Here is a 24,519-nt window from a genome sequence, read left to right on the forward strand (position 1 = left end):
CACAACGTAAACCAAAGTCAAACCCAAGTTCAACCAGCGTTTACCTTGAACACGTAACCTCATGAAATTAACTTGTTCCCTCTCGCCAGCCCCTCAAGGCCGCTCGAAGCAACGGATGAAGATATAACCACGAACTCACAAACAACACAAACACCCAGGCAGATGGTGGTTTCTGCCTGGGTGGTGTCGTCGATAAGCAGTTGCTTATGCGCGCTTAGCGCCTGCGAAGTTCTTCTTGCCTCGGCGCAGGACCAGCCATGTGCCGTGGAGGAAATCCTGGTCAGACGGCGCCCACGCCTCGTCTTCGACGCGCTCGTTGTTCACGTACACGCCACCTTCCTTGATGGAGCGGCGCGCTGCACCCTTCGACTCTGCAAGACCAGCACCGACGAGAAGCTCCACGATATCCGTGGTTTCGCCGGCTGGGATCTCAAAGACAGAGGTTTCAGAGACTGCCGATGCGAGGGTCTTCTCGTCGAGGTCAGTAAGTTCTGCGCGACCGAACAGAGCTTGCGATGCGAGTTCGACAGCCTCACGGGCTTCCTTGCCGTGGACCAGATCGGTCATCTCCTGCGCCAAGCGACGCTGGGCTTCACGCTTGAATGGGCGCTCCGCCACTTCGGTCTCCAGGCGGTTGAGCTCTTCCTGGTCAAGGAAGGTGAACCAACGCAGGTAACGGATGACATCGGCGTCCGCAGTGTTTACGAAGTACTGGTACCAGGTGTACGGACTGGTCATCTCGGGATCCAGCCACAGCGAGCCGCCACCAGTGGACTTGCCGAACTTCTTACCTTCGGAATCCGTCACCAGCGGAACAGTCAACGCGTGAACCTGCTCGCCGTCCATACGACGATTCAGGTCAACGCCCGCAACGAGGTTGCCCCACTGATCGCCGCCGCCAACCTGCAGCACGCAATTGTGGTTGCGGCGCAGCTGCACGTAGTCATTCGCCTGCAGCAGCATGTAGGAAAACTCGGTGTAAGAAATGCCGTCGTTCTCCAGACGACGCTTCACCGTGTCGCGGCCGAGCATCGTGGACAGCGAGAAGTGCTTGCCCACATCACGCAGGAACTCGATAACGCCAAGGTCTTTAATCCAGTCGTTGTTGTTGACCAGGCGTGCTGCATTGTCGCCATCAAAGTGCACGAAGCGCTTGAGCTGGCCGCTGATCCGGTCCGCCCAATCACGGACGGTGTCCGCGGAGTTCATAGAACGCTCCCCCACATCGCGGGGGTCACCGATCATGCCGGTCGCGCCACCAGCAAGCACGATCGGTGTGTGGCCTGCTTCTTGGAAGCGGCGCAGCATGAGCAGCGGAACGAGGTGGCCGGCGTGCAGCGAGGGACCAGTCGGGTCGAAGCCGCAGTACAGCACGATCGGCTGCTCGGTTTCCTTCCGCAGTGCGTCGAGGTCCGTGGACTGGTTGATCAGCCCGCGCCACTCAAGCTCATCAATGATGTTTTTGCTCATTGGGTTTTTCTCCGTCTTCTACTTTGCCGAGATGTATGGCTCTGCTTCGTCGATGAGCAGAACTGGGATGCCGTCGTCAATGCGATAGGCAATGCCGAGGCGTTCGTTGACCAGCAGCTCCCGCTCTTGGTCATACTCCAGCGTTCCCTTGTCTTTGGGACACGCGAGGACGTTAAGAAGCTTCGGATCCAGACTCATGCTTTCGGATCGTACCCGCTGCCTCCGTGGTAGCTGTCGTCGAGTCCGGGCAACTCACCGAGCTCTTGACGCAGGAACTGCGCTTGTGAATCCATGGCGCGCAGATTGTCGTCCAAAATCCCCTGCTGCACCCGCTCAGCAGCGCGAGTGAGCGTGGTTAAAGAGTCCACAACCACGCTCACCGCAGACTTGTCTCGGTACTGAGGGGCATCAAGGTACGTATCGACGACCTCCGGGTAGTACACATTGACTACATTCCACATCGTCTGCCGGTGCTTAGGCGTCGGCTCGAGGTGTTCCCACTCGGACAATACGAACTTGGAGGCTTTTTCAAACGCTCGCGCCTGCATCATCACCTGACGTGGTGGCTTCGCCGATTCCAACCGATCAGTCGTTTGCCGCAGCGCATTCTCGAGAACTTGCGACGTGGGCAGGGTTGGTGCTGCTGGAAGTTCCTTGGTTTTCCGGGACGGCGCAAGAGCCGCGCCGGCGCCATACGCGGCCGCCGCGGCGACCGGCCAGAACAGTCCGATACCTACCGCAATATGAACCACAACCACGAGGGTAGCCAGCACCAACCCAAGCTGGTTCTTGGGTGAGGCGAAATACCGGGCTGCTTTTCCCGCAGACGAATTATTGGAATCCACGAATCTCCTTAAAGGCAGCAGCCAGGTCGCCACCAAGCGCGTCAAACACCTCACCACCGGTGAGATCTGCAAGTGCTTGCATCTCTATCGCATTAGCATCGCCGTACAAGATAACGAACACAGGCACGTTACGCAGCTGTTCTGGCAATGCTTCATACTGCCTCTTGAATTCGACATAGTCTGGGGCAACGGTGCTTTCACCATCACTCAGCAAAACTATCGACGGAATACCTCCGTTCGGGTCCGTATTCCTCAATGCCTTCAGCAAGGTTTCATACACCGCGGTTCCGCCCTCAGCCTGGAGACCATCGACGAAGTCAGATAGTTTTTCAGCAGACTTCGGATCTTCCCGGGAGAAGCGAACTGTCAACGGTTCGTGTGGTGCGAAATCAAAGGCTTGCAACGTGACGGTTTCCCGGTCGCGTAGGGAGACGTCACCGGTGAGTGTTGAAGCGGAGCCGTCGATAAGCGAGTGCATGATGCTTTTCAGCGACGCCAACCGCTGCCCTTCCATCGACCCGGAAGTATCTAGCACAAACGTTGTTCGGCCTGGTTTGCGGTAGGAGTTGTCGTACGCATAAAGCAGCTCATCGACGACTCCCTCGTTGGCTGGGAACGGCAGCTCGATGACGTGTTGGTTGGCTATCTCCACCGGCACGTTATCCACGCCGGTCACAGGCCTGCGATAGGTCTGAGCGATGTCCTCTTGGTGTTCCAGGAGCCAGCGCGACAGCTCTTCTACCCGACCCCGCGCGTCTGCATGCGCAGGGTTAGCCAGTGCCGATAACGGGTAATCTGCGGAAATCACGCCATCGGCGGGGACAACAACCTCAATAGGCACACCTTGGGCCTTTAGCTGGTGAAGTGTTGCTTCGTAGTTGATGATGCCATCGCCTCGGGACGAATCATTGACAAACGTCTCAGCCAGCCACCCGGAAGAACCGGAAACCATAGATTGCGCTTCGAACATTTCCTTGAGCTGTGGCCCAACGCGCTCCAAGTCAGTAGGGGAAATCGCATCGCCGGTGTCTGCGAGCGCAGTCGCCACCGAGACGAGTGCGGAGAATCCCGAGTTCGAGGCTTGCGGGTTGGTCATCCCGAACGTGAACTTGCCGCTTGCGGCAGCGTCGGCAAACTCGGCCCAGGTGGGCTGCTTGGTGTCCCAGCCGAGACGCTTTGCGCTGTCCTCCCATACACCGAACGCGACGGGGCTTGTGGCAATCTTTGTCTCACCGTCCAACTTGTCGGAGGCGCCGATCAGGTTGACGTAGCGGTTCGTAGCAAACCATGTGGCATCCACTTCCCCATCGAAACCTCCCTGTTTGAGCGTTTGGGAGTTTTCTAAAGTTCCGCCGGGGAACTGCATGTCGATAGTGAAGCCGAGCTCCTCTGCTGCACGATCAACCAATTCTTCGAGGTCTTTGAGCTCGGTTGCAGCGACAATGGTCAGATCGGCATTACCGCTGGGCCCTGCGCCGGATGTATCAGGAGTATTGGAAGTGCCTTCTTCGAAAGTGCTACACGCGACGAGCACCAGAGACATGAACGCAGCAAGCGCCGCGACGAGGCGATTCATTATTCCTCCTCCTTCACCGGTGCGGGTGCTCCGCCATAGCGTTGACCGACACCGTCGATGAGTTGTTCAAGCCTGTCGTAGGAGGGTGGGTCGATGGAATTGACGTAATCCGCAGGCGCATCGAGCCCTCGATCCTCCATCTCTTGGGCCAGGTTGCCTGAGGTCGCGGGCCGGAATCCGTGGTACGCGGCCAGCCTTTGTAGCTCGGGGTCGTTGGTGAGCAGACGACCGAGTTCTCTACCGCCCTCGCTCACCCCGACGATGCCGTGGTTAGCCAGCACTGTCGGACTGAGTTGCAGCAGCACCATATCGTCGCGGATTCGGGAATTATCTCGCATCTGCTCACCAATGAACTGTGCTTCGTACACCATCACCATCGGTACCGCTCCCATGCCTTGGCTGAGGTAGTCCGCAAAAGGGCCAGAGGATGACGCTTCGCTGTATCCCTGAGCGGTGAAGAAGGGCGCAATCTCGTCGACAAGAAAACCAACGTCATTGGCGCGATCGGGTTCTCGCTGTGCTACCTCCCACGCCAACAGCGACAGATACATCGCGGCGGAGTTTGAGGTGCGGATATCTGTCGAGCGGATCTGTACATTGCGTGGCGACGGAAACGCGTCCCCGAGGTCGCGCCATCGTTTTCCGGAGCGGGCCAAGTCCATGTACTTGTTCACGTCCAGTGTGTAAGCGCCGTTCTGCTCAGCCACGACTCCCTCAGCTACCAGTAGATCCGCAATCGGCTTCCAGCTCGCTACCGCCATCGGGGAGAAGAACGGGAAATCCACCGAGTAGCCACTGCCCTGTTCGCGCACCTTTTGCGTGGCAGGCCCGGAAGACGGGAAAACGAAATCTTGTGCGGCAATATCCGTGGTGGTAGCTATCTGGCGGGACCCCGCTGTTGTCACGCTGACGCTGTAGCCCAACGCTGCAAGTCTGTCCTTGACCTTGGGGTCTTCAAAGAAAGCCCGCTTTTCAGAGCCGATTACTCCGTGGAGTTGCTGCACGTTGCCCTGAGACTGGCGATTTGATTCAGCGCCACTGTCTTTTTCGTCGCCATCACTGCCAAAGGGAAGAAGCCCCCGGCCTAAAGCGACTGCGGCGATGACCACTGCAATAAAAATGAGGCCAAGCACCACGGAGACTGACCGTCCCCGGGGCTTGGCTTCATAGGTATTTGGCGCATCCATATCCCAATGCTAAAGGGAAACTCTGAACTGCGCTCTGCGAACGTGTATTTACTTCTTCCGTACTGGCTGCTCTGCCCACTGGCGCGCAGCCTTGTTCGCTTCGCGCACACGCTCCCGCTGCTCCACCACACGCGGTTTCGCAGTACCGCCGCGGGTATCGCGGGATGCGACCGCCCCATCGACAGTAAGTACCTCGCGCACTTCGGGGAGCAGACGCTTATCGACGCCCGCTAGCTCCTCATCCGTCAGATCCACGAGATCGACACCACGGGATTCTGCGATGCGAACGCAGGCTCCCGAAGCCTCGTGTGCTTCGCGGAATGGAACGCCCTGGCGCACCATCCATTCGGCAAGGTCGGTGGCCAATGTGAACCCTGCTGGAGCCAGTTCGCGCATGCGGTCTTCGTGGAACGTCAACGTGGAAACCAGTCCAGTGAACGCCGGCAGGAGGATGGAGAGCTGCGTGACCGAGTCGACCAACGGCTCCTTGTCTTCCTGAAGGTCACGGTTGTACGCCAGCGGCATAGCCTTCAGCGTGGCGAGCAAACCGGAAAGGTTACCGATCAAGCGACCAGCCTTGCCGCGGGCAAGTTCCGGAACGTCCGGGTTCTTCTTCTGCGGCATGATCGACGAGCCAGTCGACCACGCGTCATGCAGCGTGACGTAACCGAACTCTGGCGTGGACCACGCGATGATCTCTTCGGCGAAACGAGAGATATCAATCGCAATCTGTGCCAGGACGTACGCGGATTCTGCAGCAAAGTCGCGCGATGAGGTGCCGTCGAGCGAGTTGTCGGTTGCAGAATCGAAACCAAGCTCCTCTGCGATCGCCTCTGGGTCGAGGTGCAGCGACGAACCAGCCAGCGCTCCAGAACCGTACGGCGAGACTGCCAGTCGCTTGTCGGCATCCTTGATCCGGTCCAGGTCTCGCAGCAGCGGCTGGGCGTGCGCCAACAGCGAGTGCGCAAGCAGGATCGGCTGTGCTGCCTGGAAGTGGGTCTTGCCAGGCATGATCGCGTCTGGGTGGGCTTCCGCCTGTGCGACGATCGCGTCGATCAGATCGCTGACATCGAGTGCGACACCCCGCAGGGCATCGCGCAGCCACATCCGGAACATGGCCGCAACCTGGTCGTTGCGGGAACGTCCAGCACGCAGGCGACCACCGATCTCGGGCCCGACACGGTCGATGAGTCCACGCTCCATCGCACCATGGACATCCTCATCGGTCGGCAGCGGACCGAACGAGCCGTCGGCTACGTCGCGGCCAAGTTGGTCTAGGCCGTCGAGCATGACGGCGAGGTCGTCGTCGCTAAGCAAACCTGCCTTGTTCAGCACCTTCGCGTGTGCCTTGGATGCGAGCACATCGTATGGCGCAAGCACCCAGTCAAAATGGGTAGACACGGACAGGGCGAACATGGCTTCCGACGGGCCGCCGGAAAAACGACCGCCCCAGAGCGCACCTTCGTTTGTCTTGTGCTGCTCCATTTACTTGCCGGCCTCGCGGTCGCGCTTGTTCGCGATCTGGGAGGACAGACCGTGCAAACGCACGAAGCCCTTGGCCAGGGTCTGGTCGAAGGTATCGCCGGTGTCGTAGGTAGCCAGGTTGAAGTCGTACAGCGAGTGGTTGGAACGACGGCCGTTGACCGTGATCTGGCCAGCGTGCAGGACCATGCGGATATCGCCGGTGACGTGCTCCTGGGTGGACTCGATGAACGCATCCAGGGAGCGCTTCAGCGGGCCGAACCAGAGGCCGTCGTACACCTCCTCGGACCAGCGTGCATCGATAAGACGCTTGTAGCGAGCCAACTCGCGCTCAACGGTGACGTCCTCAAGAGCCTTGTGAGCGGTGATCAGCGCGACGGCGCCCGGCGCTTCGTAGACCTCGCGGGACTTGATGCCAACCAGACGGTCCTCAACCATGTCGAGACGGCCAACACCCTGGGCACCTGCGCGACGGTTCATCTCTTCGATTGCTTCGAGGACCGTGACCTTACGGCCGTCGATGGCCACCGGCTTGCCGGACTCGAAGGAGATGATGACCTCGTCCGGAGCGTTGCCGAGCGCCGGGTCCTCGGTGTAGGCGTAGAGGTCCTTTGTCGGCGGGTTCCACAGATCCTCAAGGAAGCCGGTCTCAACTGCGCGGCCCCACACGTTCTGGTCGATGGAGAACGGCGACGCGGCAGACTGCTCAATCGGCAAGTTCTTGCCCTCTGCGTACTCGATGGCCTTATCGCGGGTCCAGGCATAGTCACGAGCCGGAGCGATGATCTCCAGGTCCGGATCCTGGTTCAGGAATCCGACCTCGAAACGAACCTGGTCGTTGCCCTTGCCGGTGCAGCCGTGGGCGACGTGGGTGCCGCCGTACTTGTGACCAGCCTCAACGAGATGCTTGACAATCAGCGGGCGCGAAATCGCGGAAACCAGCGGGTACTCGCCCTGGTACATACCGTTTGCCTTGATGGTGGGCAGGCAATACTCCTCGGCGAACTCATCCTTGGCGTCCACAACAATGGACTCCACTGCACCGCAGTCCAATGCGCGCTGGCGCACTGATTCCATGTCCTCGCCGCCCTGTCCAAGGTCGAGGGAGACCGCGATCACTTCACCGCCGGTCATTTCAGCCAGGTACGGGATAGCAACGGACGTGTCCAAACCGCCTGAATATGCAAGAACAACGCGATTAGTCATGGTAGAACGATTCTCCTTCGAAAGATTTCATGAATAGTATGAGGTTACCTGCAGGGTAAAACTTTTTAGTCGCTGCCCCGGGCGTGTCCGCCGAAGAGTTCCACGGCAAGTTCTACGCCGGTGAGCGGTTCGCGTGCAAGAACAAAAATTGTGTCGTCGCCAGCAATGCAGCCGACAACCTGGTCGAGGCCTACGCGGTCAATGTAGCTGGCCAGGTACTGCGCCGCACCTGGGGGCGTGCGCAGCAGTGCAAGTTGACCCGAGCCATCCGCGGATACGACCAACTCGTCGATCATGCGGCGGAGCTTCTCACGGGGGCCAGTCTGCGCGTTTTCAAAACCATCGGCATCGCCGTTGATCGTGTAGTAGGCACGGCCGCCGCCAGATGGGCGGATCTTCTTCGCACCAAGTTCATCCAAGTCCCTCGACAGGGTCGCCTGCGTAATGTCGATGCCTTCTGCGAGCAGCAGCTCTGACAGCTGAATCTGCGAGGAAACACGAGTCTGCTCAAGCAACTCGAGGATCCGTGCTTGGCGTGCGGTACGGGATACAGGTTGGGACATTATTGGTGCTCCAGAAGCCAGGTCAGCAACGCTTTCTGCGCATGTAAACGGTTTTCAGCCTCGTCGAAGACGCGCGACTGCGGGCCATCAATGACCTCCGCGGCGACCTCGTTCCCGCGGTACGCGGGAAGGCAATGCAAGAATATTGCATCGTTTGCCGCGCGCGCCATCAGGTCCGAATCAACCTGGTAGGGCAAGAACGGTGTGCGACGATCCTTGCCGTCTTCTTCCATGCCCATCGAGATCCAGGTGTCGGTGATCACGACGTTCGCGTCTTCAGCAGCTGCAACATCATCAGTCACGGTGACTCGGGCGCCGGTTTCTGCGGCGCGTTTCTCGGCGCGCTCGACAAACTCGGCACGCGGCTGGAATTCCTTGGGCGCGATAACAGTGATGTCCATCCCCGCTGTAGCGAAACCGATCAGGTACGAGTTAGCCATGTTGTTGTCACCGTCGCCGAGGTACACCGCTTTCAACCCCTTCAAACCAGCGGCACCTTCCTCGGGGCAGAACTCCTCGATGATGGTTTGCAGGTCCGCCAGGATCTGGCATGGGTGCAGGTCATCGGTAAGTGCATTGACCACAGGAACGGTGGCTGCCTCAGCCATGTCCACGAGGTTCTGGTGATCGTAGGTGCGCCACACAATTGCCTGTACGTAGCGGGACAGTACGGCACCGGTGTCCTGGAAAGATTCGCCCTTACCCATCTGCGCGTGCCCAGTCTCAGTCACAATCGCCTGACCGCCAAGTTGCGCAATACCAGCGTCGAATGAGAACCGCGTACGTGTCGAGGTCTTGTCAAACAGGACTGCCACTGAAAGCGGCCCTTCCAACGGCCGGTGCGACAACGGTGCCTTTTTCAGCTCCGCTGCGAGTGCAAGGACTTCAGCCTGTTCTGCTGGGGTGAGATCGTCGTCTGCGAGAAAATGACGAGCCATTGGTCTAGTTCCTTTCTGCGGCTTGTGCGATTGCGGCTGCGAGACGCTCAACCGCCTGCTGGATCTCGTTGTCGCTAATTACCAGGGGTGGGGTGAGTCGGATGACGGTGTCGGACGGCGCGTTCAGAATGACGCCGTGTTTGAGCCCATGCTTGACGACGAGCTTCGCAACCGGTTGCTCCAGCACAACGCCCAGCATGAGTCCCCGGCCGCGCACTTCCGCGACGCCGGGAACGTCCGTGGTTTCGTCGATAAGCACTGCTGCTTTGCGACGAACATTGGCCAGGAACCCATCGTCAATAGTGTCCAGCACCGCGTTGGCCGCAGCGCAGGCGACAGGGTTGCCACCGAAGGTTGTGCCGTGGCTGCCCGGAGTGAACAGTGTCGCGGCTTTACCGCGGGCTATCGTCGCGCCGATGGGCAGTCCCCCGCCGAGACCTTTGGCCATGGTGATGACATCCGGCACGACCTCTGCGTCTTCGAAGGCGAAGAAGGTGCCGGTGCGGCCGACTCCGGTTTGGACCTCGTCGGTGATGAAGAGAATGCCGTGCTCGTCGCAAAGCGAGCGCACCGCCTGCAAGAAGCCTTCGGGCGCCGGGATGACGCCGGTTTCGCCCTGAATCGGCTCCAAGATGATGGCGGCAGTATCGGTAGGGTTCTGCTCAACCAGAGCCGTCAGCGCATCAATGTCGCCATACGGGTAGAACTCCACGCCGGCGGGCAATGGCGCGAACGGGGCCTGCTTCTCTGGCTGTCCAGTCAGCGCGAGCGAGCCCATGGTGCGGCCGTGGAAACCATGCTCGGCTGCGAGGATGCGCCCCCGACCAGTGAGACGGGCAAGCTTAAACGCGGCCTCGTTGGCCTCTGCGCCGGAGTTGCTGAAAAACACACGGGCGGTCTCGTCGCCGACGCGTGCGCGCAGCTTCTCCGCTACTTCAACCACCGGATGGGAACCAAACAGGTTAGATACGTGGCCGAGAGTGGCCACCTGCTGCGACACCGCCTGCACGATGGCTGGGTTGGCATGTCCCAACGCGTTCACGGCGATGCCTGCGAGCATGTCGATGTACGTTTTCCCGTCGGCATCGGTGACGGTAGCGCCATCGCCAGAGACGAGTTCAACCGGCGGGGCTGGGTACGTGTCTAGCAGTGACTCCGACCAGCGTGTAGCGAAGTTGCTCATGCCTCATCCTTCCTAAAGATTGTGCCGTCTGGGTAGTGGGTGCGGTCGTAATCGTCTGGAAGCACCATCGTGCCCACACCACCCATGGTCAGTAGTTCGAGAAGCACTGAGTGGGCCACACGACCATCAATAACGTGTGCCGCTTTCACCCCGCCCTGGACCGCGGTCAGGCAAGCTTCCATCTTCGGGATCATCCCGGTGTCTAGGCCCGGCAGCATCTTCTCAAGCTCGGCCGCCTCGATCTTGGACAAAAGCGAATCGCGGTTGGGCCAATCGGTGTAAAGGCCCTCCACGTTGGTGAGAACTACGAGGCGTTCCGCGCCGATCGCAGCTGCCAGCGCACCCGCGGCTTCGTCAGCGTTGATGTTGTACACCTCCCCGTTCTCCCCCGGTGCAATTCCGGAGACGACCGGGATACGGCCGGCGTCGATGATGTCCATCACCGCTGCCGGGTTCACGTCGGTGATCGTGCCCACGAGACCGATGTCAACGAGCTCACCTTCCACTTCAACCTGGCGGCGCTTGGCCGTAAACAAGCCGGCATCCTCGCCTGAGGTGCCTACCGCGTACGGGCCGTGGGAGTTGATCTTGCCCAGAAGATCTCGGCCCACCTGCCCAAACAGCACCATGCGCACGACATCCAGGATTTCCGGCGTGGTGACGCGGAACCCGCCGACGAACTCGCCGCCGTCGAGGCCCAAACGCTTGAGCATCGCGCTGATCTGCGGCCCGCCGCCATGTACGACCACGGGCTTCGCGCCCACAGTGCGCAGAAACACCATGTCTGCGGCGAACGCCGCCTTGAGGTCTTCATCAATCATGGCGTTACCGCCGTACTTCACCACCACAATCTTGTCGCGGTAGTGCTGCAGCCACGGCAGTGCTTCAGCAAGGACGGTGGCGCGCTGTTCACTCGTTAGATTAGGCATCAACTCACCCACCTCCTAGCTCGAGTACGCGGAATTGATCTCGACGTAGGCGTGCGAGAGGTCGGTTGTGCGCACGGTTGCGCTGCCCGCTCTCCCGGTGCCCAGGTCCACAACAACGTCGATGTCGGCTCCGCTCAAGTCAACGTCGCGGGCGCCCGGTGCGCCGGTCGACTGCTCGCAAACGGTCTGACCGTTGAAGGTTACGGAGATGTTCTCCGCATCCATCTCGGCATCGGCCATACCTACGGCTGCCAGCACGCGGCCCCAGTTCGGATCGGAGCCGAACATCGCAGTCTTGACCAGGCTGTCACGGCCGATCGCGCGCGCTGCGTTGAGCGCTTGTGCATCGTCGAGCGCTCCTTGGACGGTGATCGCGACACGCTTGGTCACGCCTTCCGCATCCGACTGCATCATCGCCGCTAGCTTCGCGCACGCTTCGTGCACTGCGGCGTTGAGTTCTGCTTGCGTTGGGGCCACGCCACTGGCACCGCTTGCCATTGCGACGATCGTGTCGTTGGTGGAAGTCGAGCCATCAATATCCAACGTGTTGAACGTCGTGGCACAGGCTTGCTCGAGCGCAGCCTGCAACGTGGCGCTGTCAGCCTTTGCGTCGGTGGTGATGCAGACAAGCATCGTCGCCAGCGACGGCGCCATCATGCCGGCGCCCTTTCCCATCGCTCCCACAGTCCAGCCGTCGCCCTTGACGACGACTTCTTTCGCCACCGTATCTGTCGTCCGAATCGCATCTGCAGCACCCGCTCCATCATCGCCGAGTTGCTTGACGACGACACCGATACCGGCTTCCACCTTGTCCATCGGAAGTGTGTCGCCGATCAGCCCCGTCGAGCAGACCGCAACGTGGGCTGGGTCGACCCCGATGCCTTCTGCGGTCAGGCGCTGCATGGCTTTTGCGTCTTCGTATCCTTGTGCGCCGGTACACGCGTTCGCGTTTCCCGAGTTCACAATCAGAGCCTTAATGGTGCCGCCAGCTGCAGTCTCACGGCTCACTTTCACTGGCGCTGCAAACACTTTGTTCCGAGTAAATACGGCTGCACCAGCAAACTCCGGGCCTTCGTTGACAACCAATGCGAGATCACGGTTGCCAGACGCCTTGATCCCGGCGCTGATACCTGCAGCGCTAAAGCCCTTCGGCGCGGTTACTCCGGTGGTGGTCATGAATTGTTCGTTTTCCTTTCAACAGGGGTGGAGAGTCGTTGTGAAGTGGCGGTTACGGAGCCACCGCAGCTCGCGATAGTCCTGCCCCTTCGTCCCACCCGAGTGCAAGGTTCATGCATTGCACAGCGGCACCACCAGTGCCCTTGGTCAGGTTGTCGATGGCACTCGTCGCCACCAACTTGCCGGCGTGCTCGTCCACTTCAACCTGCACGGCACACATGTTCGCGCCCACGACATGCTGGGTCTGCGGCTGCGAGCCTGCCGGAAGCAGCCTGACAAACTGTTCTCCCTGGTACGCCTGTTCGTACGCGCTATTTACCGCCTCTGCTGTAACGCCCTGCACCAATGGTGCGGTCACTGTGGTGAGAATCCCACGCGGCAGCGGTGCCAGTACCGGGGTAAAGCTCACGGCAACGCTGGTGCCAGCAACCGACTCAAGGTTTTGTTGGATCTCTGGTGTGTGCCGGTGCGTCCCGCCGACGCCATAGGCTTTCAAGGAGCCCATCGTTTCCGCGCCAAGCAGATCGACATTGGCCTTCTTGCCGGCACCGGATACACCGGTAATAGCAACGATGGTCAGATCAGGCTCCACGAGCCCCGCTTCGAGTGCCGGCCAGGCCGCAAGCGTTGCCCCAGTGGGGAAACACCCCGGGACAGCGACACGGTTTGCCCCCTGCAGGGCGGCCCGCTGACCCGGCAGTTCGGGAAGCCCGTAAGGCCAAGATCCTGCATGCTCAGAGCCGTAGAAACGCTTCCATTGCTCGGCATCGCGCAACCGAAAATCTGCAGCGCAGTCAATCACGACGACGTCCTCGCCGAGCGCCTGTCCGATCTCGGCGGAGTGGCCGTGCGGCAAGCCGAGGAACACAACATCATGGCCAGCGAGCACATCGATTGTTGTCGGCTCAATGACCCGATCTGCAAGTTCCGGCAGATGCTGCATAAGATCGCCGACCTGCTGGCCAGCGGTTGATGCTCCGGTTAGCGCACCAATCTCTAACGTTCCCGCCAGGTAGGCGGGGTGCCCGAGCAGCAGACGGAGAATCTCACCCCCTGCGTACCCGGTGGCTCCGGCGACCGCAACCTTGATCACACTTTCTGACATAGCGGACAGTGTATCAGTTATGCAGTGCGCCGTAAGTTATTCACGGATTAATATTTACCCGCGCATTTCTGCGCCAAAGCGCTCCTTAGCCAACTCGGCTGCCTTGAGGCGTGCCTCCGAGCCTTCCTCTTCCTTCAGCGTGCGATCGGGCGCACGGAAGGCCAGGCCGAATGCGAGAGACTTCTTGCCCTCGCCGAGGGATTCCGAACGGTAGACGTCGAAAAGCGTTACGTCCTCGACAAGCTCACCTGCGCCCTCAACGAGAGTGCGACGGACGTCTTCAGCCGGAACTTCCTCATCGACGACGAGCGCGATGTCCTGGTGCAACAGCGGGAACGACGACAGGCGCGGCGCCGGAAGACGCTCCTCCAGCGGGATCGCAGTCAGGTCGAGCTCCATCGCGCACGTGCGCGCTGGCAGGTTTAGCTTCTCCAGAATCTGCGGGTGCAGCTCGCCAGCATGGCCAACGACGATACGCTCGCCAGCAGCATCGCGGACAGAGAGTTCCGCACAGCGCCCCGGGTGCCACGGCAGAACCTCGGCAGCGACGATGTCGAGTTCAACACCGCATGCGCGGGCGACGATCTGCGCAGACTGGATCGCGTCCGACCACTCATAGGCGCGCCCATTGCCCCACGGCCCCTCGAGCTCGACGTTGCCGAGCGCCACCGTTGCGGCATGCAGATTCTGCTTTGGCAGCGACTGAATAAGTTCTGCGACAACGTCGTCTGCTGGACGCTGGGTAACGGCCGGCAACGGCGAAACATCCGCGCGCTTCTCAGAGGTCTGTGCAACCGCGTAGAGCGCAATATCGCCACGGCCGCGGGCAACATTGCGGCCTGCTGCCTCGAGCATCGACGGCAGAAGCGTCGTGCCCAAGATGCCGTAGTCAGCATCCAACGGGTTCTGCACCTTCACCGTGTTGCGGCGCGGATCGTCTGCGTCGAGCCCCCACACGTCGAACGTGTCGTTGGCAATAAACGGCGTCGGGATGATCTCCGCGTAGCCGGAGTACGCCAGCGCGTGCGTGACCGCGCGACGGCGACGCTGCAGCGGGCTCAAGCCGCGACCACCACGCGGCGTCGGCAGGATCGACGGAATGTCGTCGAGTCCTTCAAGTCGCACAACCTCTTCGACAAGTTCCACCGGAACGGTGATATCGGTACGCCATGTCGGCGGCGTGACCTGAAGGTTCTCACCCTCGCCTGCGATAGTGCAGCCGACCTCCTCAAGACGGCGCACAACCGTATCGCGGGAGTAGTCCACACCGATGAGCTCCGACGGGCGCGAGGCACGCATGGCAATCGGCTCACGCGGTTTAACGTCACCGACAAGCGTACGGCCAGCCTCGATCGAGCCGCCAGCGATCTCGACGAGGAGCGCACAAGCGGCATCCAGAGCGACCTCGACGATGGCGGGGTCAACGCCGCGCTCAAATCGACGAGAGGCCTCCGAGCTCAGCTTCAGGCGACGTGCAGTACGAGCAACAGTCAGCGGATCCCAGGTTGCAGCCTCGAAGTGGACGTTCACGGTGTCGTCGGAAATCTCCGACGTCGTGCCACCCATAACGCCGGCGAGGGACTGGATGCCGTTGTCGTCGCTGATCACCACATCGTCTGCGGTCAGCGTCCGCTCAACGTGGTCGAGCGTTTCAAACTTCTGACCGGCCTCAGCATTGTGCACCCGTAAGCCGCCGGAGATCTTGTCGGCGTCGAATGCGTGCATCGGCTGACCAAGCAACAGCATGACGTAGTTAGTCACGTCAGTCGCCGCGTTTACAGAGCGAACACCGCTGAGCATGAGTTCACGCTGCATCCAGAACGGTGCCTGCGCCTTCGGGTCGATGCCCTTCACGGTGCGCAGACCGAAACGCTGCGCCTTCGTCGAGGCCTCAACCTCGACGGGGATGCTCTCGCCTGCCGGCTCCGGAACAACAGACATATTAACGCCTGCGATCGACGGATCCTGCGCGACATCCTTAAACGCCAGGTCGAAGGCGGATGCGATCTCACGGGTCAGGCCGCGCGCAGACAGTGCGTAGCCACGGTCCGGGGTGACGTTGACCTCGAACACGGTGTCGCCGGAGCCGAGGATCTCGCGAGCGTCATCGCCCGGGGTCGCTGCCCCCGCCTCCAGTGTGATGATGCCTTCGCTCTTTGTAGCCAGGCCAAGTTCTGCTGCGGATGCCATCATGCCGTTCGAAATGTGGTCATAGGTTTTGCGCGCGGAGATAGCAAAGCCACCTGGCAATACCGCACCCGGAAGCGACACGATGACTAGGTCGCCTTCCTTGAAGTTTCGCGCGCCACAGATGATGCCCTGCAGTTCACCTGTGCCGTTGGCCTGTCCGACATCAACCTGGCAGTAGCGGATGGGCTTCTTAAACCCGGTCAGTTCCTCGATCTCGGCTACTCGGCCAATGACGAGCGGGCCGGTCACCTCAGGCAGCGGCTCGTAGCCCTCGGTCTCAAAACCGACGCGGACAAAACCGGCGTCCAATTCCTCGTCGGAGGGATTGAAGCCCTGGTTGCCTGCCTGATTAAGCAGGCGGGTGATCCAATTCTTGGAAATAAGCATTCTTGGTTCTCCTTTTACGCCTGCACGCCGAACGGAATAGTGAAACGGACATCGCCTTCGACCATGTCGCGCATATCCGACAGGCCATTGCGGAACTGCAGCGTGCGCTCAAGGCCCATGCCGAACGCAAAACCGGTGTACTCCTCCGGGTCGATGCCAACAGCACGCAGCACGTTCGGGTTGACCATGCCGCAGCCGCCCCACTCAATCCAGCCAGCGCCGCCCTTCTTGTTCGGGAACCAAACGTCCACCTCGGCAGACGGTTCGGTAAACGGGAAGTAGTTCGTACGCATACGGGTCTTGGTTTCCGGGCCGAACAGCACCTTAGCCAGGTGGTCGAGCGTGCCGCGCAGGTGCGCCATCGTCAGTCCCTTGTCCACAGCGAGACCCTCCACCTGGTGGAACACAGGGGTGTGGGTGGCATCGAGTTCGTCCGTACGGAACACACGGCCCGGGCACGCAATGTAGATCGGCACATCGCGCTCAAGCATCGTTCGCACCTGCACCGGCGACGTGTGTGTACGCATGACCTGCTTGGAGCCTTCTTCGCCAATGTAGAAGGTGTCCTGCAGTGTGCGGGCCGGATGGTCCGGAATGAAGTTCAGCGCGTCGAAGTTGAAGTACTCCGCTTCAACCTCGGGGCCTTCGGCCACTTCCCAACCCATGCCGATGAAGATGTCGGCGATGTGCTCCGACAGTGTGGTGATCGGGTGCATCGCGCCGGCGTGAGCGCGTGCGGTAGGCAACGTAACGTCAACCTTTTCCTCACGCAGCTGCTTCTCGCGGTGCTCTGCTTCGCGGACCTGGCGCAGCTGGGCATAGACCTTTTCGGCGCGGCCACGCGCCATGTTCACAAAGCGACCAGCGTTCTTACGCTGATCCTTCGGAATGGACCCCAGCGACTTACGCGCCTGCATGATCGGGGACTTCTCCCCCAGGTGCGCGCGATGCGCATCTTCAAGTGCTGCGAGATCCGCAGCTGCTTCGAAAGCAGCAATCGCGTCGTCTGCTGCCTTGTTCAGGGCTTCCTCGGTCAGTTCAATATCCGGAAGTTGTGTTGCGTTGTCGGCCACGCTTACGCTCACCCGTGCCTTTCCACAAGTGCTCTGCAGCTCAGGGCGTCTGCAGCGATGTCGGTTCAAAAGCGTCCACCACTTTACCCGTGGAGCCGACACATGAATGCGCGAGGGGGACATGCGATAGGTGTCGGTATCGCGATTACCTTTCGTCTGCGTCGAGCGCCTTGGAGGATTCCCAGAGGCACATGGATGCAGCGGTAGCGAGATTCAGCGATTCCGCGCTGCCCTTAATCGGGATGGAGATCCGGTGATCAGCGTTGGTGAGAAGCTCATCGCTAAGTCCGTGGGCCTCGTTGCCAAACAGCCACGCTGTTGGGCGTGTAAGCACCTCGTCTGCTTGCGCCAGGGATGTCTCCCCCGACGCCGAGGTTGCCACCGTAGCTAATCCGGCAGAATGCAGCTGCCCAATTACTCGGTGAATGTCGCGGTCGCGCGCCACGGGTACGTGGAACAGCGAGCCTGCGGTGGAACGCACCACTTTCGGCGATTCTGGATCGACGGTGTCACCAGCGAAGATGACTGCATCCGCACCGAGTGCATCCACCAGGCGGATGATCGTGCCTGCGTTACCCGGGTCGTTGGTCTCCACACACACTGCAACTAGACGGGGCCGGCCCTTGAGGATCGACGGCACCGTCCACAGCACCGGCCTACACACCGCGAAAATACCCGTGTTGGTCACCGCGTCGGCGAGGTGCTGAGCAGCTTTGTCGTTGATGGCATGCGTGTAGACATCCATGTAGCCAGCGGCGCGAACGATTTCCTCGAAACGCTCAGCCGCTGCTTCGGTGACAAACAAGTCTGTTGCTGCACCCGTAGCCACCGCCGCTTCCACGGCGTTCTCCCCTTCCGCGAGAAAAGCTTTTGCTTTGCGACGACCCGCCGCGCGTTTCAGCTTCGCAGCGTTGACCACACGCGGGGTGCGCTCAGTAAACGGCTGCTCAAAATCCAATGCCATGGCCGATACCTTACCGCGAACAAAAACCGCCCCGTCCCACCTGGTGTGGTGGGACGGGGCGGTGTGTCGTCGAAAAGCGAAAGCGCTTATGCGGCGTTCTTCGGAGCGTTGACGTCCTCCGGCAGAGCGTTCTTTGCAACCTCGCACAGGGCGGAGAATGCAGCGAAGTCGCTGACAGCGAGCTCGGCGAGGATCTTGCGGTCGACCTCAACCTCAGCCAGCTTCAGGCCGTGGATGAGGCGGTTGTAGGTGATGCCGTTCATGCGTGCACCAGCATTGATGCGCTGGATCCACAGCTTGCGGAACTCACCCTTGCGCTTACGACGGTCGCGGTAAGCGTAGGTCTGGGAGTGCAGCCACTGTTCCTTAGCCTTGCGGTAGAGGCGGGAACGCTGGCCACGGTAGCCCTTCGCGGACTTGAGGATTGCGCGGCGCTTCTTCTTAGCATTGACTGAACGCTTCACACGTGCCATGAGTCAAACTTCCTTTTCTTATCTCGTAATCGGTTGATTGATCGGGCAGTGCTTAGGACATGCCGAGGAGGCGCTTTGCGCGCTTGACGTCAGCCTTAGCGACGTCGGTGGTGCCGGAGAGCTTGCGGCGACGCTTCGAGGAGAGCTTCTCGTTCAGGTGGCGCTTACCAGCCTGCTCGCGGCGCAGCTTGCCCTTGCCGTTGACCTTGATGCGCTTTGCGGTGCCCTTGTGGGTCTTCTGCTTCATGGTGAAAGCCCTTCAGAGTGTCGGTTACTTCAAAATTTACTTTTTGCCCTTGCGAGCCGGTCCGAAGACCATCGTCATGTTGCGGCCGTCCTGCTTCGGGCGGGACTCGACCACACCCAACTCGCCGATATCCTCAGCGAGACGCTCCAGCAGGCGGTAGCCCAGCTCAGGGCGGGACTGCTCGCGGCCGCGGAACATGATGGTGACCTTGACCTTGTTGCCCTTCTCCAGGAAGCGCTCAACATTGCCCTTCTTGGTCTGGTAGTCGTGCTCATCGATCTTGGGACGGAACTTCTGTTCCTTGACCACGGTCTGCTGCTGGTTCTTACGGGCCTCGCGGGCCTTCTGATCCTGCTCGTACTTGAACTTGCCGTAGTCCATGATCTTGGCCACAGGCGGCTTAGCGTTCGGCGCCACCTCAACCAAGTCGAGATCCGCTTCGTAGGCCAGCTTACGGGCATCATCCGTACGGACAATGCCGACCTGCTCGCCGGACGGGCCGACAAGGCGAACTTCGGGGACGCGGATTCGATCGTTAATCCGAGCTTCAGCGCTGATGAGAACTCCTAGAGACTTCGAGAAACAATGTCGTTGCCGCTCTGGGTCACATTTGGGGTGATCTCACGCGAAAAACCCGCTCACCGGAATCCGGTGGCGGGAGATCGTCCAGGTATGCCAACATATGGCACACCGTTTGACCCGTATCCAACTCGGCTCAACGCCGGCGGCTTGGGGTGGGATTCACTCCTCTTGTGGCCCGCGCATCCGTGAAACGGACACGCTGGGCGGTGCGAAGTGAATAGTACACGCATTACACGCGTGCACCAAATCGAGCTCTCCTACGCTTTTGCCAACACATCCTGGAGGAACTCGCCGGTGAAGGACCCTTCGACCTTGGCCACGTCCTCCGGGGTGCCCTGCGCAACCACGGTGCCGCCGCCTGAGCCACCTTCCGGACCCATGTCAATGATCCAGTCAGCTGACTTGATCACATCCAGGTTGTGCTCAATGACCAGCACGGTATTGCCCTTCTCTACCAGCCCGTTGAGCACCAGCATGAGTTTGCGGATGTCCTCGAAGTGGAGGCCGGTGGTCGGCTCGTCGAGAATGTAGATCGTGCGACCGTTAGAACGCTTCTGCAGCTCCGCGGCGAGCTTCACGCGCTGTGCCTCACCGCCGGACAGCGTGGTTGCGCTCTGCCCGAGTCGGACGTAGCCGAGACCGACATCTACCAGCGTTTGCAGGTAGCGGTGGATCGAGGTGATCGGCTCGAAGAACTCGGTTGCCTCGGAGATCGGCATGTCGAGCACCTCGGCGATGTTCTTGCCCTTGTAGCGCACTTCGAGCGTCTCGCGGTTGTAACGTGCACCCTGGCACACTTCGCACGGGACGTAAACGTCCGGCAGGAAGTTCATCTCGATCTTGATCGTGCCGTCGCCACGACAAGCCTCACAGCGGCCGCCCTTGACGTTGAAGGAGAATCGCCCGGTCTTGTAACCTCGAACCTTCGCCTCCTGAGTCTCGGCGAACAGGTTACGAATTTTGTCAAACACGCCCGTGTATGTCGCGGGGTTCGACCGCGGCGTACGCCCAATCGGGCTCTGGTCCACCTGCACGAGTTTGTCCAGGTGCTCCAGGCCTTCGACCTTCTTCACGCGCCCGGGCACTTGGCGCGCACCATTGAGTTGGTTCTGCAGGGTTTTCGCCAGAATCTGGTTCACCAGCGTCGACTTGCCCGAGCCCGATACACCCGTGACAGCCACAAGTACGCCCAGCGGGATACTCACATCGACGTTGTCTAGGTTGTTCTCGCGGGCACCAACAACCTTGAGCATGCGCTGCGTATCGACGACACGTCGCTGCTCCGGAACCTCAATCTTCTTACGTCCCGCCAGGTAATCACCAGTGAGCGAGTCCTTCGCCTTCAGGATGCCCGCCGGATCTCCCTGGTAGACCACCTCACCGCCATACTCGCCAGCCTTGGGTCCGATATCGACGAGCCAGTCGGCCTCACGGATCGTGTCCTCGTCGTGCTCGACAACAACGAGCGTGTTGCCGAGGTCGCGCAGCTTCTTCAGCGTTGCGATCAGGCGCTGGTTGTCTCGCTGGTGCAGTCCAATGGACGGCTCGTCAAGCACGTACAGGACGCCGGCCAAACCGGAACCGATTTGCGTCGCCAAGCGAATGCGCTGTGCTTCACCACCGGACAGCGTGCCGGCAGAGCGCGCGAGCGTCAGATAGTTCAGGCCGACGTCGAGCAGGAAATGCAAGCGCGCCTGGATTTCTCGCAGCACTGCGCCCGCGATCATTTCCTCGCGGTAGCCGAGCACCAGGTTGTCCAGGTACTCGGAGGCGTCCTCGATGGACAATTCCGTCAGCCCTGCGATGGACTTCTCCCCGTGCGTTGTCGACGCGAGGCGCACCGCAAGGATCTCCGGCTTCAGACGCGCACCCTTACAGGTCGGGCACGGCACCTCGCGGGTAAACGCAAGGAGGCGCTCTTTTTGCGTGTCTGACTCCGCCTGCTCAAGTTTGCGCTCGATGTAGCCCACAATGCCCTCGTAGGCGGCGGTGTAGGAACGTTGACGGCCGAAGCGGTTCTTGTACCGGACGTTGATCTTGGTGGACGAGCCGTGAATCAGGTGTTTTTGCTGGGTCTTGGTCAGCGAGCTCAGCGGTGCGTTCGCATCAAAACCTTCTTCCTTCGCCAGCGCTTCGATGAGTTTGGTGAAGTACTTCTTGTTCGGGCTCGAGTTCCACGGCTGGAACGCGTCAACCGCAGGCGCATCTGGGTCGGGAATAATCAGGTCAACGTCGATCTCCTTGCGCATACCGAGACCGTCACAGGCCGGGCAAGCGCCGAAAGGCGAGTTGAATGAGAACGCGCGCGGCTCGTACTCCTCCACGTTGAGCTTGTGCCCGTTCGGGCAGGCCATCTTCTCTGAGAAGATCTGCACGCGCTCCGGATCGTCGGCGTCAAGATCGACAAAGTCGAACCCTACAAGGCCGTCCGCCAGCTTCAGCGCTGTCTCCACGGAGTCCGTGAGACGCTGCTTTTGGCTCGCCTTGACCATCAAGCGGTCCACCACAACGTCGATGTTGTGCTTGATCTGCTTTTCCAACTTCGGCGGGTCGGTGAGTTGGTAGGTCTCCCCGTCCACGTTCACACGCGCATAACCCTGGGCGGCGAGGTCTGCAAACAGGTCCTGGAACTCACCCTTACGCTTGCGCACGATAGGCGCAAGCACCTGGAATTTCGTGCGCTCTTCGTACTCCAGGATCCGGTCAACGATCTGCTGTGGGGTCTGTCGCTCAATCACAGCGTCACATTCCGGACAGTGGGCGGTACCCGCACGCGAGTACAGCAAACGCAGGTAGTCGTAGATCTCAGTAATCGTGCCTACCGTCGAGCGCGGGTTGCGGTTGGTCGACTTCTGGTCAATGGACACCGCTGGGCTTAACCCATCGATGTAGTCGACGTCGGGCTTGTCCATCTGCCCCAGGAACATGCGGGCATAGGACGACAGCGACTCAACGTAGCGGCGCTGGCCTTCGGCGAAGATGGTATCGAAGGCCAGCGAGGACTTGCCCGAGCCCGACAGTCCGGTGAACACCGCCATTTTGTCGCGGGGCAACTCGACATCTACGCCCTTGAGGTTGTGTTCCCGAGCACCACGCACAATAAGTTTGTCGGCCACGTCTTCGCCTTTCGTCGATTCGTACTCCCAAGAAACTACCAACGTCGCGCGCTATACAAACATTCCTTACTACTGTGGCGGGCATGAGTACTTCGCTGAAGCTGCACCAGGTTTCCGTATCCGCCATGGACAACAACTGCTACCTTCTCTCTTCCGGGGAGCAAGGTTTGCTTATCGACGCCGCCGATGAGCCCGACACCCTCCACGCCATGGCCCGCGACGCCAGCGTGGATATTACCGCGGTTCTCACAACACACCGCCACCACGACCACACCCGCGCTCTGGAAGCAGTGCTGGAGGCAACCGGCGCCACACACTACGCACCGTTTTTGGATGCCCCTGCACTTCCCGTCGCCCCCGATGTGGAACTGCGCGACGGTGACACCATCGAGTTCGCCGGCCATCGCATTCCTGTGGGTATCTTGCGCGGGCACACTCCCGGCGGCGCGTTTATCGCGGTAGACATCGACGGCGCCCCGAACCTTTTCGTGGGCGACTCCCTATTCCCGGGGGGCTTGGGCAAAACCCAGTCCGAGGGTGATTTCGTGCGACTCTTCAACGATGTGAAACAGAAGCTTTTCGACGCCTTCCCCGACGACGCAATCGTTCGCCCTGGCCACGGAAAACCCACCACGCTGGGCGCAGAACGGCCCCACCTTGACGAGTGGTGGGAGCGTCGCTGGTAAGTGGCGTTGTGCAATAGGACACAGCTGGCCTGGCGCAAAATCGCTACACTCGGTGGGAGCACAATCAGCTACAAAACGTAAGGATTTGGGTACATATATGATTCGCAAAATCGCACGCCCAATGCTGGCATCGGTCTACGTGATCGACGGCGTTGAGACGTTGTTGAACCCGGCAGCCCACAAGGACTCCGCAAATACTGTCCTGAAGAAGCTGCGCACCGCTGTTCCAGCCGAGTACCGCGGCTTCGTTCCGGAGGATCCGGAATCCGCCGCAAAGATTGTCGGCGGCGTTAAGGCTGGCGCTGGCTCCCTGTTCGCAATCGGCAAGTTCCCGCGCCTGTCCGCCACCCTGCTGGCTGCAACCGCGATCCCGACGGTGATTGGCCGCCACGCATTCTGGGAGGCCGACAGCGAGGAAGAGAAGGCTCGTCGTCGCAGTGGCGCCCTGACCGACCTCGGTCTTGCTGGTGGCGTGCTGCTGGCAACTGTTGATACGGCTGGCAAGCCGAACATGAAGTGGCGTGCACAGAACGCCGCTTCCGTTGCGCAGAAGAACATCAAGCAGGCGCTGCCGACCAAGTCTGAGACCGAGAAGGCCTTTGACAAGGCTGGTGACTGGTTCTCTGACCGCACCGACCAGGTTGCCGATTACATCGACGACAACAAGGGCGACTGGAAGAAGGCCGCTTCCAAGGCCGGCGATACCGCTAGCGACTGGTTCGACGACGCTAAGAAGCAGGCTTCGAGCTTCCTTTCCGACGCTGGTGACTGGCTCGATGACGCTGCAGACAAGGCAGAGGGCAAGGTCGATGACCTGAAGCCGTCGAAGATCCAGCAGTTCAAGGCGAAGCGCAAGGTCAACAGCGTTGTTGGTGACCTGCAGGATCAGCTCAACGATCTGCAGCCGTCTACTCTGGACAAGTTTAAGGCGAAGCGCAAGGTCAACAAGGCAACCGCGAAGGCTCAGGACAAGGCGCAGGGTGCCATCGACAAGCTGGAGAAGGCTTGGGACAAGCTCGATGCTGACCCGTCCTGGATCACCAAGCTGAAGTGGAAGCGTAAGGCCAAGAAGGCTGAGAAGCGCGCGAAGAAGCTGGTGAAGAAGGCTCAGAAGAAGCTCAGCTAAGCACTGAATTTAGTT

Annotated in this window: 22 protein-coding genes; 2 read left to right on the forward strand and 20 right to left on the reverse strand. The window is 60.4% G+C overall.

Annotation, left to right across the window (positions count from 1 at the left end; translation table 11 throughout):
- Positions 1 to 204 precede the first annotated feature (204 nt).
- From tyrS to uvrA, 20 genes are all read right to left on the reverse strand, one after another.
- Positions 205 to 1,470, reverse strand: coding sequence for a tyrosine--tRNA ligase (tyrS, locus tag HMPREF3048_RS07165; RefSeq protein WP_070422900.1), 1,266 nt, complete (start codon positions 1,468 to 1,470; stop codon positions 205 to 207).
- A gap of 18 nt (positions 1,471 to 1,488) precedes the next feature.
- Positions 1,489 to 1,668, reverse strand: coding sequence for a Trm112 family protein (locus HMPREF3048_RS07170; RefSeq protein WP_070422901.1), 180 nt, complete (start codon positions 1,666 to 1,668; stop codon positions 1,489 to 1,491).
- On the reverse strand, positions 1,665 to 2,315 hold the full coding sequence (locus HMPREF3048_RS07175; RefSeq protein WP_070422902.1) for a hypothetical protein: 651 nt from the start codon (positions 2,313 to 2,315) through the stop codon (positions 1,665 to 1,667). Before HMPREF3048_RS07175 ends, HMPREF3048_RS07170 begins: the two co-directional genes overlap by 4 nt.
- Positions 2,302 to 3,891 (reverse strand): VWA domain-containing protein, encoded by a 1,590-nt coding sequence (locus HMPREF3048_RS07180; RefSeq protein ID WP_070449945.1) that lies wholly within the window; start codon positions 3,889 to 3,891, stop codon positions 2,302 to 2,304. The genes HMPREF3048_RS07175 and HMPREF3048_RS07180 overlap by 14 nt, the downstream gene beginning before the upstream one ends.
- A complete protein-coding gene (locus HMPREF3048_RS07185) occupies positions 3,891 to 5,078 on the reverse strand; it encodes a hypothetical protein (RefSeq protein WP_070422904.1) in 1,188 nt (395 codons plus the stop codon). The genes HMPREF3048_RS07180 and HMPREF3048_RS07185 overlap by 1 nt, the downstream gene beginning before the upstream one ends.
- 48 nt (positions 5,079 to 5,126) lie before the next feature.
- Positions 5,127 to 6,563, reverse strand: coding sequence for an argininosuccinate lyase (argH, locus tag HMPREF3048_RS07190; RefSeq protein ID WP_070422905.1), 1,437 nt, complete (start codon positions 6,561 to 6,563; stop codon positions 5,127 to 5,129).
- Positions 6,564 to 7,766 (reverse strand): argininosuccinate synthase, encoded by a 1,203-nt coding sequence (locus HMPREF3048_RS07195; RefSeq protein ID WP_070422906.1) that lies wholly within the window; start codon positions 7,764 to 7,766, stop codon positions 6,564 to 6,566.
- Positions 7,767 to 7,831: 65 nt separating this feature from the next.
- Entirely contained in the window at positions 7,832 to 8,329 is a 498-nt protein-coding gene (locus HMPREF3048_RS07200; RefSeq protein WP_070449951.1) for an arginine repressor, read from the reverse strand.
- Positions 8,329 to 9,267, reverse strand: coding sequence for an ornithine carbamoyltransferase (argF, locus tag HMPREF3048_RS07205; protein WP_070614214.1), 939 nt, complete (start codon positions 9,265 to 9,267; stop codon positions 8,329 to 8,331). Before argF ends, HMPREF3048_RS07200 begins: the two co-directional genes overlap by 1 nt.
- 4 nt (positions 9,268 to 9,271) lie before the next feature.
- Complete coding sequence (locus tag HMPREF3048_RS07210; protein WP_070614215.1) at positions 9,272 to 10,450, reverse strand: acetylornithine transaminase; 1,179 nt, start codon at positions 10,448 to 10,450, stop codon at positions 9,272 to 9,274.
- Entirely contained in the window at positions 10,447 to 11,379 is a 933-nt protein-coding gene (argB, locus tag HMPREF3048_RS07215) for an acetylglutamate kinase (RefSeq protein WP_371326033.1), read from the reverse strand. Before argB ends, HMPREF3048_RS07210 begins: the two co-directional genes overlap by 4 nt.
- A 15-nt stretch (positions 11,380 to 11,394) precedes the next feature.
- Entirely contained in the window at positions 11,395 to 12,555 is a 1,161-nt protein-coding gene (gene argJ / locus HMPREF3048_RS07220) for a bifunctional glutamate N-acetyltransferase/amino-acid acetyltransferase ArgJ (RefSeq protein WP_070771726.1), read from the reverse strand.
- A gap of 52 nt (positions 12,556 to 12,607) precedes the next feature.
- A complete protein-coding gene (gene argC, locus HMPREF3048_RS07225) occupies positions 12,608 to 13,660 on the reverse strand; it encodes an N-acetyl-gamma-glutamyl-phosphate reductase (RefSeq protein ID WP_070771727.1) in 1,053 nt (350 codons plus the stop codon).
- A 54-nt stretch (positions 13,661 to 13,714) separates the two neighbouring features.
- Positions 13,715 to 16,237, reverse strand: a complete 2,523-nt coding sequence (gene pheT, locus HMPREF3048_RS07230) for a phenylalanine--tRNA ligase subunit beta (RefSeq protein ID WP_070771728.1) — start codon at positions 16,235 to 16,237, stop codon at positions 13,715 to 13,717.
- Between the two features lie 14 nt (positions 16,238 to 16,251).
- Positions 16,252 to 17,310 (reverse strand): phenylalanine--tRNA ligase subunit alpha, encoded by a 1,059-nt coding sequence (gene pheS, locus HMPREF3048_RS07235; protein ID WP_070771729.1) that lies wholly within the window; start codon positions 17,308 to 17,310, stop codon positions 16,252 to 16,254.
- Between the two features lie 145 nt (positions 17,311 to 17,455).
- Entirely contained in the window at positions 17,456 to 18,274 is an 819-nt protein-coding gene (locus HMPREF3048_RS07240; protein ID WP_070771730.1) for a TrmH family RNA methyltransferase, read from the reverse strand.
- A gap of 86 nt (positions 18,275 to 18,360) precedes the next feature.
- Positions 18,361 to 18,747 (reverse strand): 50S ribosomal protein L20, encoded by a 387-nt coding sequence (gene rplT, locus HMPREF3048_RS07245; RefSeq protein ID WP_070422916.1) that lies wholly within the window; start codon positions 18,745 to 18,747, stop codon positions 18,361 to 18,363.
- A gap of 52 nt (positions 18,748 to 18,799) precedes the next feature.
- Entirely contained in the window at positions 18,800 to 18,994 is a 195-nt protein-coding gene (gene rpmI / locus HMPREF3048_RS07250; protein ID WP_070422917.1) for a 50S ribosomal protein L35, read from the reverse strand.
- 36 nt (positions 18,995 to 19,030) lie between these two features.
- Positions 19,031 to 19,552: a translation initiation factor IF-3 gene (infC, locus tag HMPREF3048_RS07255; RefSeq protein WP_083279489.1), complete on the reverse strand. Its 522-nt coding sequence runs from the start codon at positions 19,550 to 19,552 to the stop codon at positions 19,031 to 19,033.
- A gap of 281 nt (positions 19,553 to 19,833) precedes the next feature.
- The gene (uvrA, locus tag HMPREF3048_RS07260; protein ID WP_070771731.1) at positions 19,834 to 22,692 is read right to left on the reverse strand and encodes an excinuclease ABC subunit UvrA; all 2,859 of its coding nucleotides are present in this window, start codon (positions 22,690 to 22,692) and stop codon (positions 19,834 to 19,836) included.
- An 83-nt stretch (positions 22,693 to 22,775) separates the two neighbouring features.
- Here uvrA and HMPREF3048_RS07265 point away from each other — a divergent pair, with 83 nt between their 5' ends.
- Entirely contained in the window at positions 22,776 to 23,378 is a 603-nt protein-coding gene (locus HMPREF3048_RS07265; protein WP_070771732.1) for an MBL fold metallo-hydrolase, read from the forward strand.
- 97 nt (positions 23,379 to 23,475) lie between these two features.
- Positions 23,476 to 24,504: a DoxX family protein gene (locus tag HMPREF3048_RS07270; RefSeq protein WP_070422920.1), complete on the forward strand. Its 1,029-nt coding sequence runs from the start codon at positions 23,476 to 23,478 to the stop codon at positions 24,502 to 24,504.
- Positions 24,505 to 24,519 lie beyond the last annotated feature (15 nt).

The sequence above is a fragment of the Corynebacterium sp. HMSC075D04 genome (genome assembly GCF_001815635.1).
In the GTDB taxonomy this organism is placed as follows: Bacteria; Actinomycetota; Actinomycetes; order Mycobacteriales; family Mycobacteriaceae; genus Corynebacterium; species Corynebacterium coyleae.

Excerpts from the sequence above, each read along its gene's own strand:
- HMPREF3048_RS07180 (WP_070449945.1), bottom strand. The coding sequence starts at position 3,891 with ATGAATCGCCTCGTCGCGGCGCTTGCTGCGTTCATGTCTCTGGTGCTC.
- argH (WP_070422905.1), bottom strand. The coding sequence starts at position 6,563 with ATGGAGCAGCACAAGACAAACGAAGGTGCGCTCTGGGGCGGTCGTTTT.
- argF (WP_070614214.1), bottom strand. The coding sequence starts at position 9,267 with ATGGCTCGTCATTTTCTCGCAGACGACGATCTCACCCCAGCAGAACAG.
- argJ (WP_070771726.1), bottom strand. The coding sequence starts at position 12,555 with ATGACCACCACCGGAGTAACCGCGCCGAAGGGCTTTAGCGCTGCAGGT.
- HMPREF3048_RS07210 (WP_070614215.1), bottom strand. The coding sequence starts at position 10,450 with ATGAGCAACTTCGCTACACGCTGGTCGGAGTCACTGCTAGACACGTAC.
- HMPREF3048_RS07265 (WP_070771732.1), top strand. The coding sequence starts at position 22,776 with ATGAGTACTTCGCTGAAGCTGCACCAGGTTTCCGTATCCGCCATGGAC.
- argB (WP_371326033.1), bottom strand. The coding sequence starts at position 11,379 with ATGCCTAATCTAACGAGTGAACAGCGCGCCACCGTCCTTGCTGAAGCA.
- rplT (WP_070422916.1), bottom strand. The coding sequence starts at position 18,747 with ATGGCACGTGTGAAGCGTTCAGTCAATGCTAAGAAGAAGCGCCGCGCA.
- HMPREF3048_RS07200 (WP_070449951.1), bottom strand. The coding sequence starts at position 8,329 with ATGTCCCAACCTGTATCCCGTACCGCACGCCAAGCACGGATCCTCGAG.
- argC (WP_070771727.1), bottom strand. The coding sequence starts at position 13,660 with ATGTCAGAAAGTGTGATCAAGGTTGCGGTCGCCGGAGCCACCGGGTAC.
- pheT (WP_070771728.1), bottom strand. The coding sequence starts at position 16,237 with ATGCTTATTTCCAAGAATTGGATCACCCGCCTGCTTAATCAGGCAGGC.
- HMPREF3048_RS07270 (WP_070422920.1), top strand. The coding sequence starts at position 23,476 with ATGATTCGCAAAATCGCACGCCCAATGCTGGCATCGGTCTACGTGATC.
- HMPREF3048_RS07170 (WP_070422901.1), bottom strand. The coding sequence starts at position 1,668 with ATGAGTCTGGATCCGAAGCTTCTTAACGTCCTCGCGTGTCCCAAAGAC.
- HMPREF3048_RS07195 (WP_070422906.1), bottom strand. The coding sequence starts at position 7,766 with ATGACTAATCGCGTTGTTCTTGCATATTCAGGCGGTTTGGACACGTCC.
- HMPREF3048_RS07185 (WP_070422904.1), bottom strand. The coding sequence starts at position 5,078 with ATGGATGCGCCAAATACCTATGAAGCCAAGCCCCGGGGACGGTCAGTC.
- tyrS (WP_070422900.1), bottom strand. The coding sequence starts at position 1,470 with ATGAGCAAAAACATCATTGATGAGCTTGAGTGGCGCGGGCTGATCAAC.
- HMPREF3048_RS07240 (WP_070771730.1), bottom strand. The coding sequence starts at position 18,274 with ATGGCATTGGATTTTGAGCAGCCGTTTACTGAGCGCACCCCGCGTGTG.
- rpmI (WP_070422917.1), bottom strand. The coding sequence starts at position 18,994 with ATGAAGCAGAAGACCCACAAGGGCACCGCAAAGCGCATCAAGGTCAAC.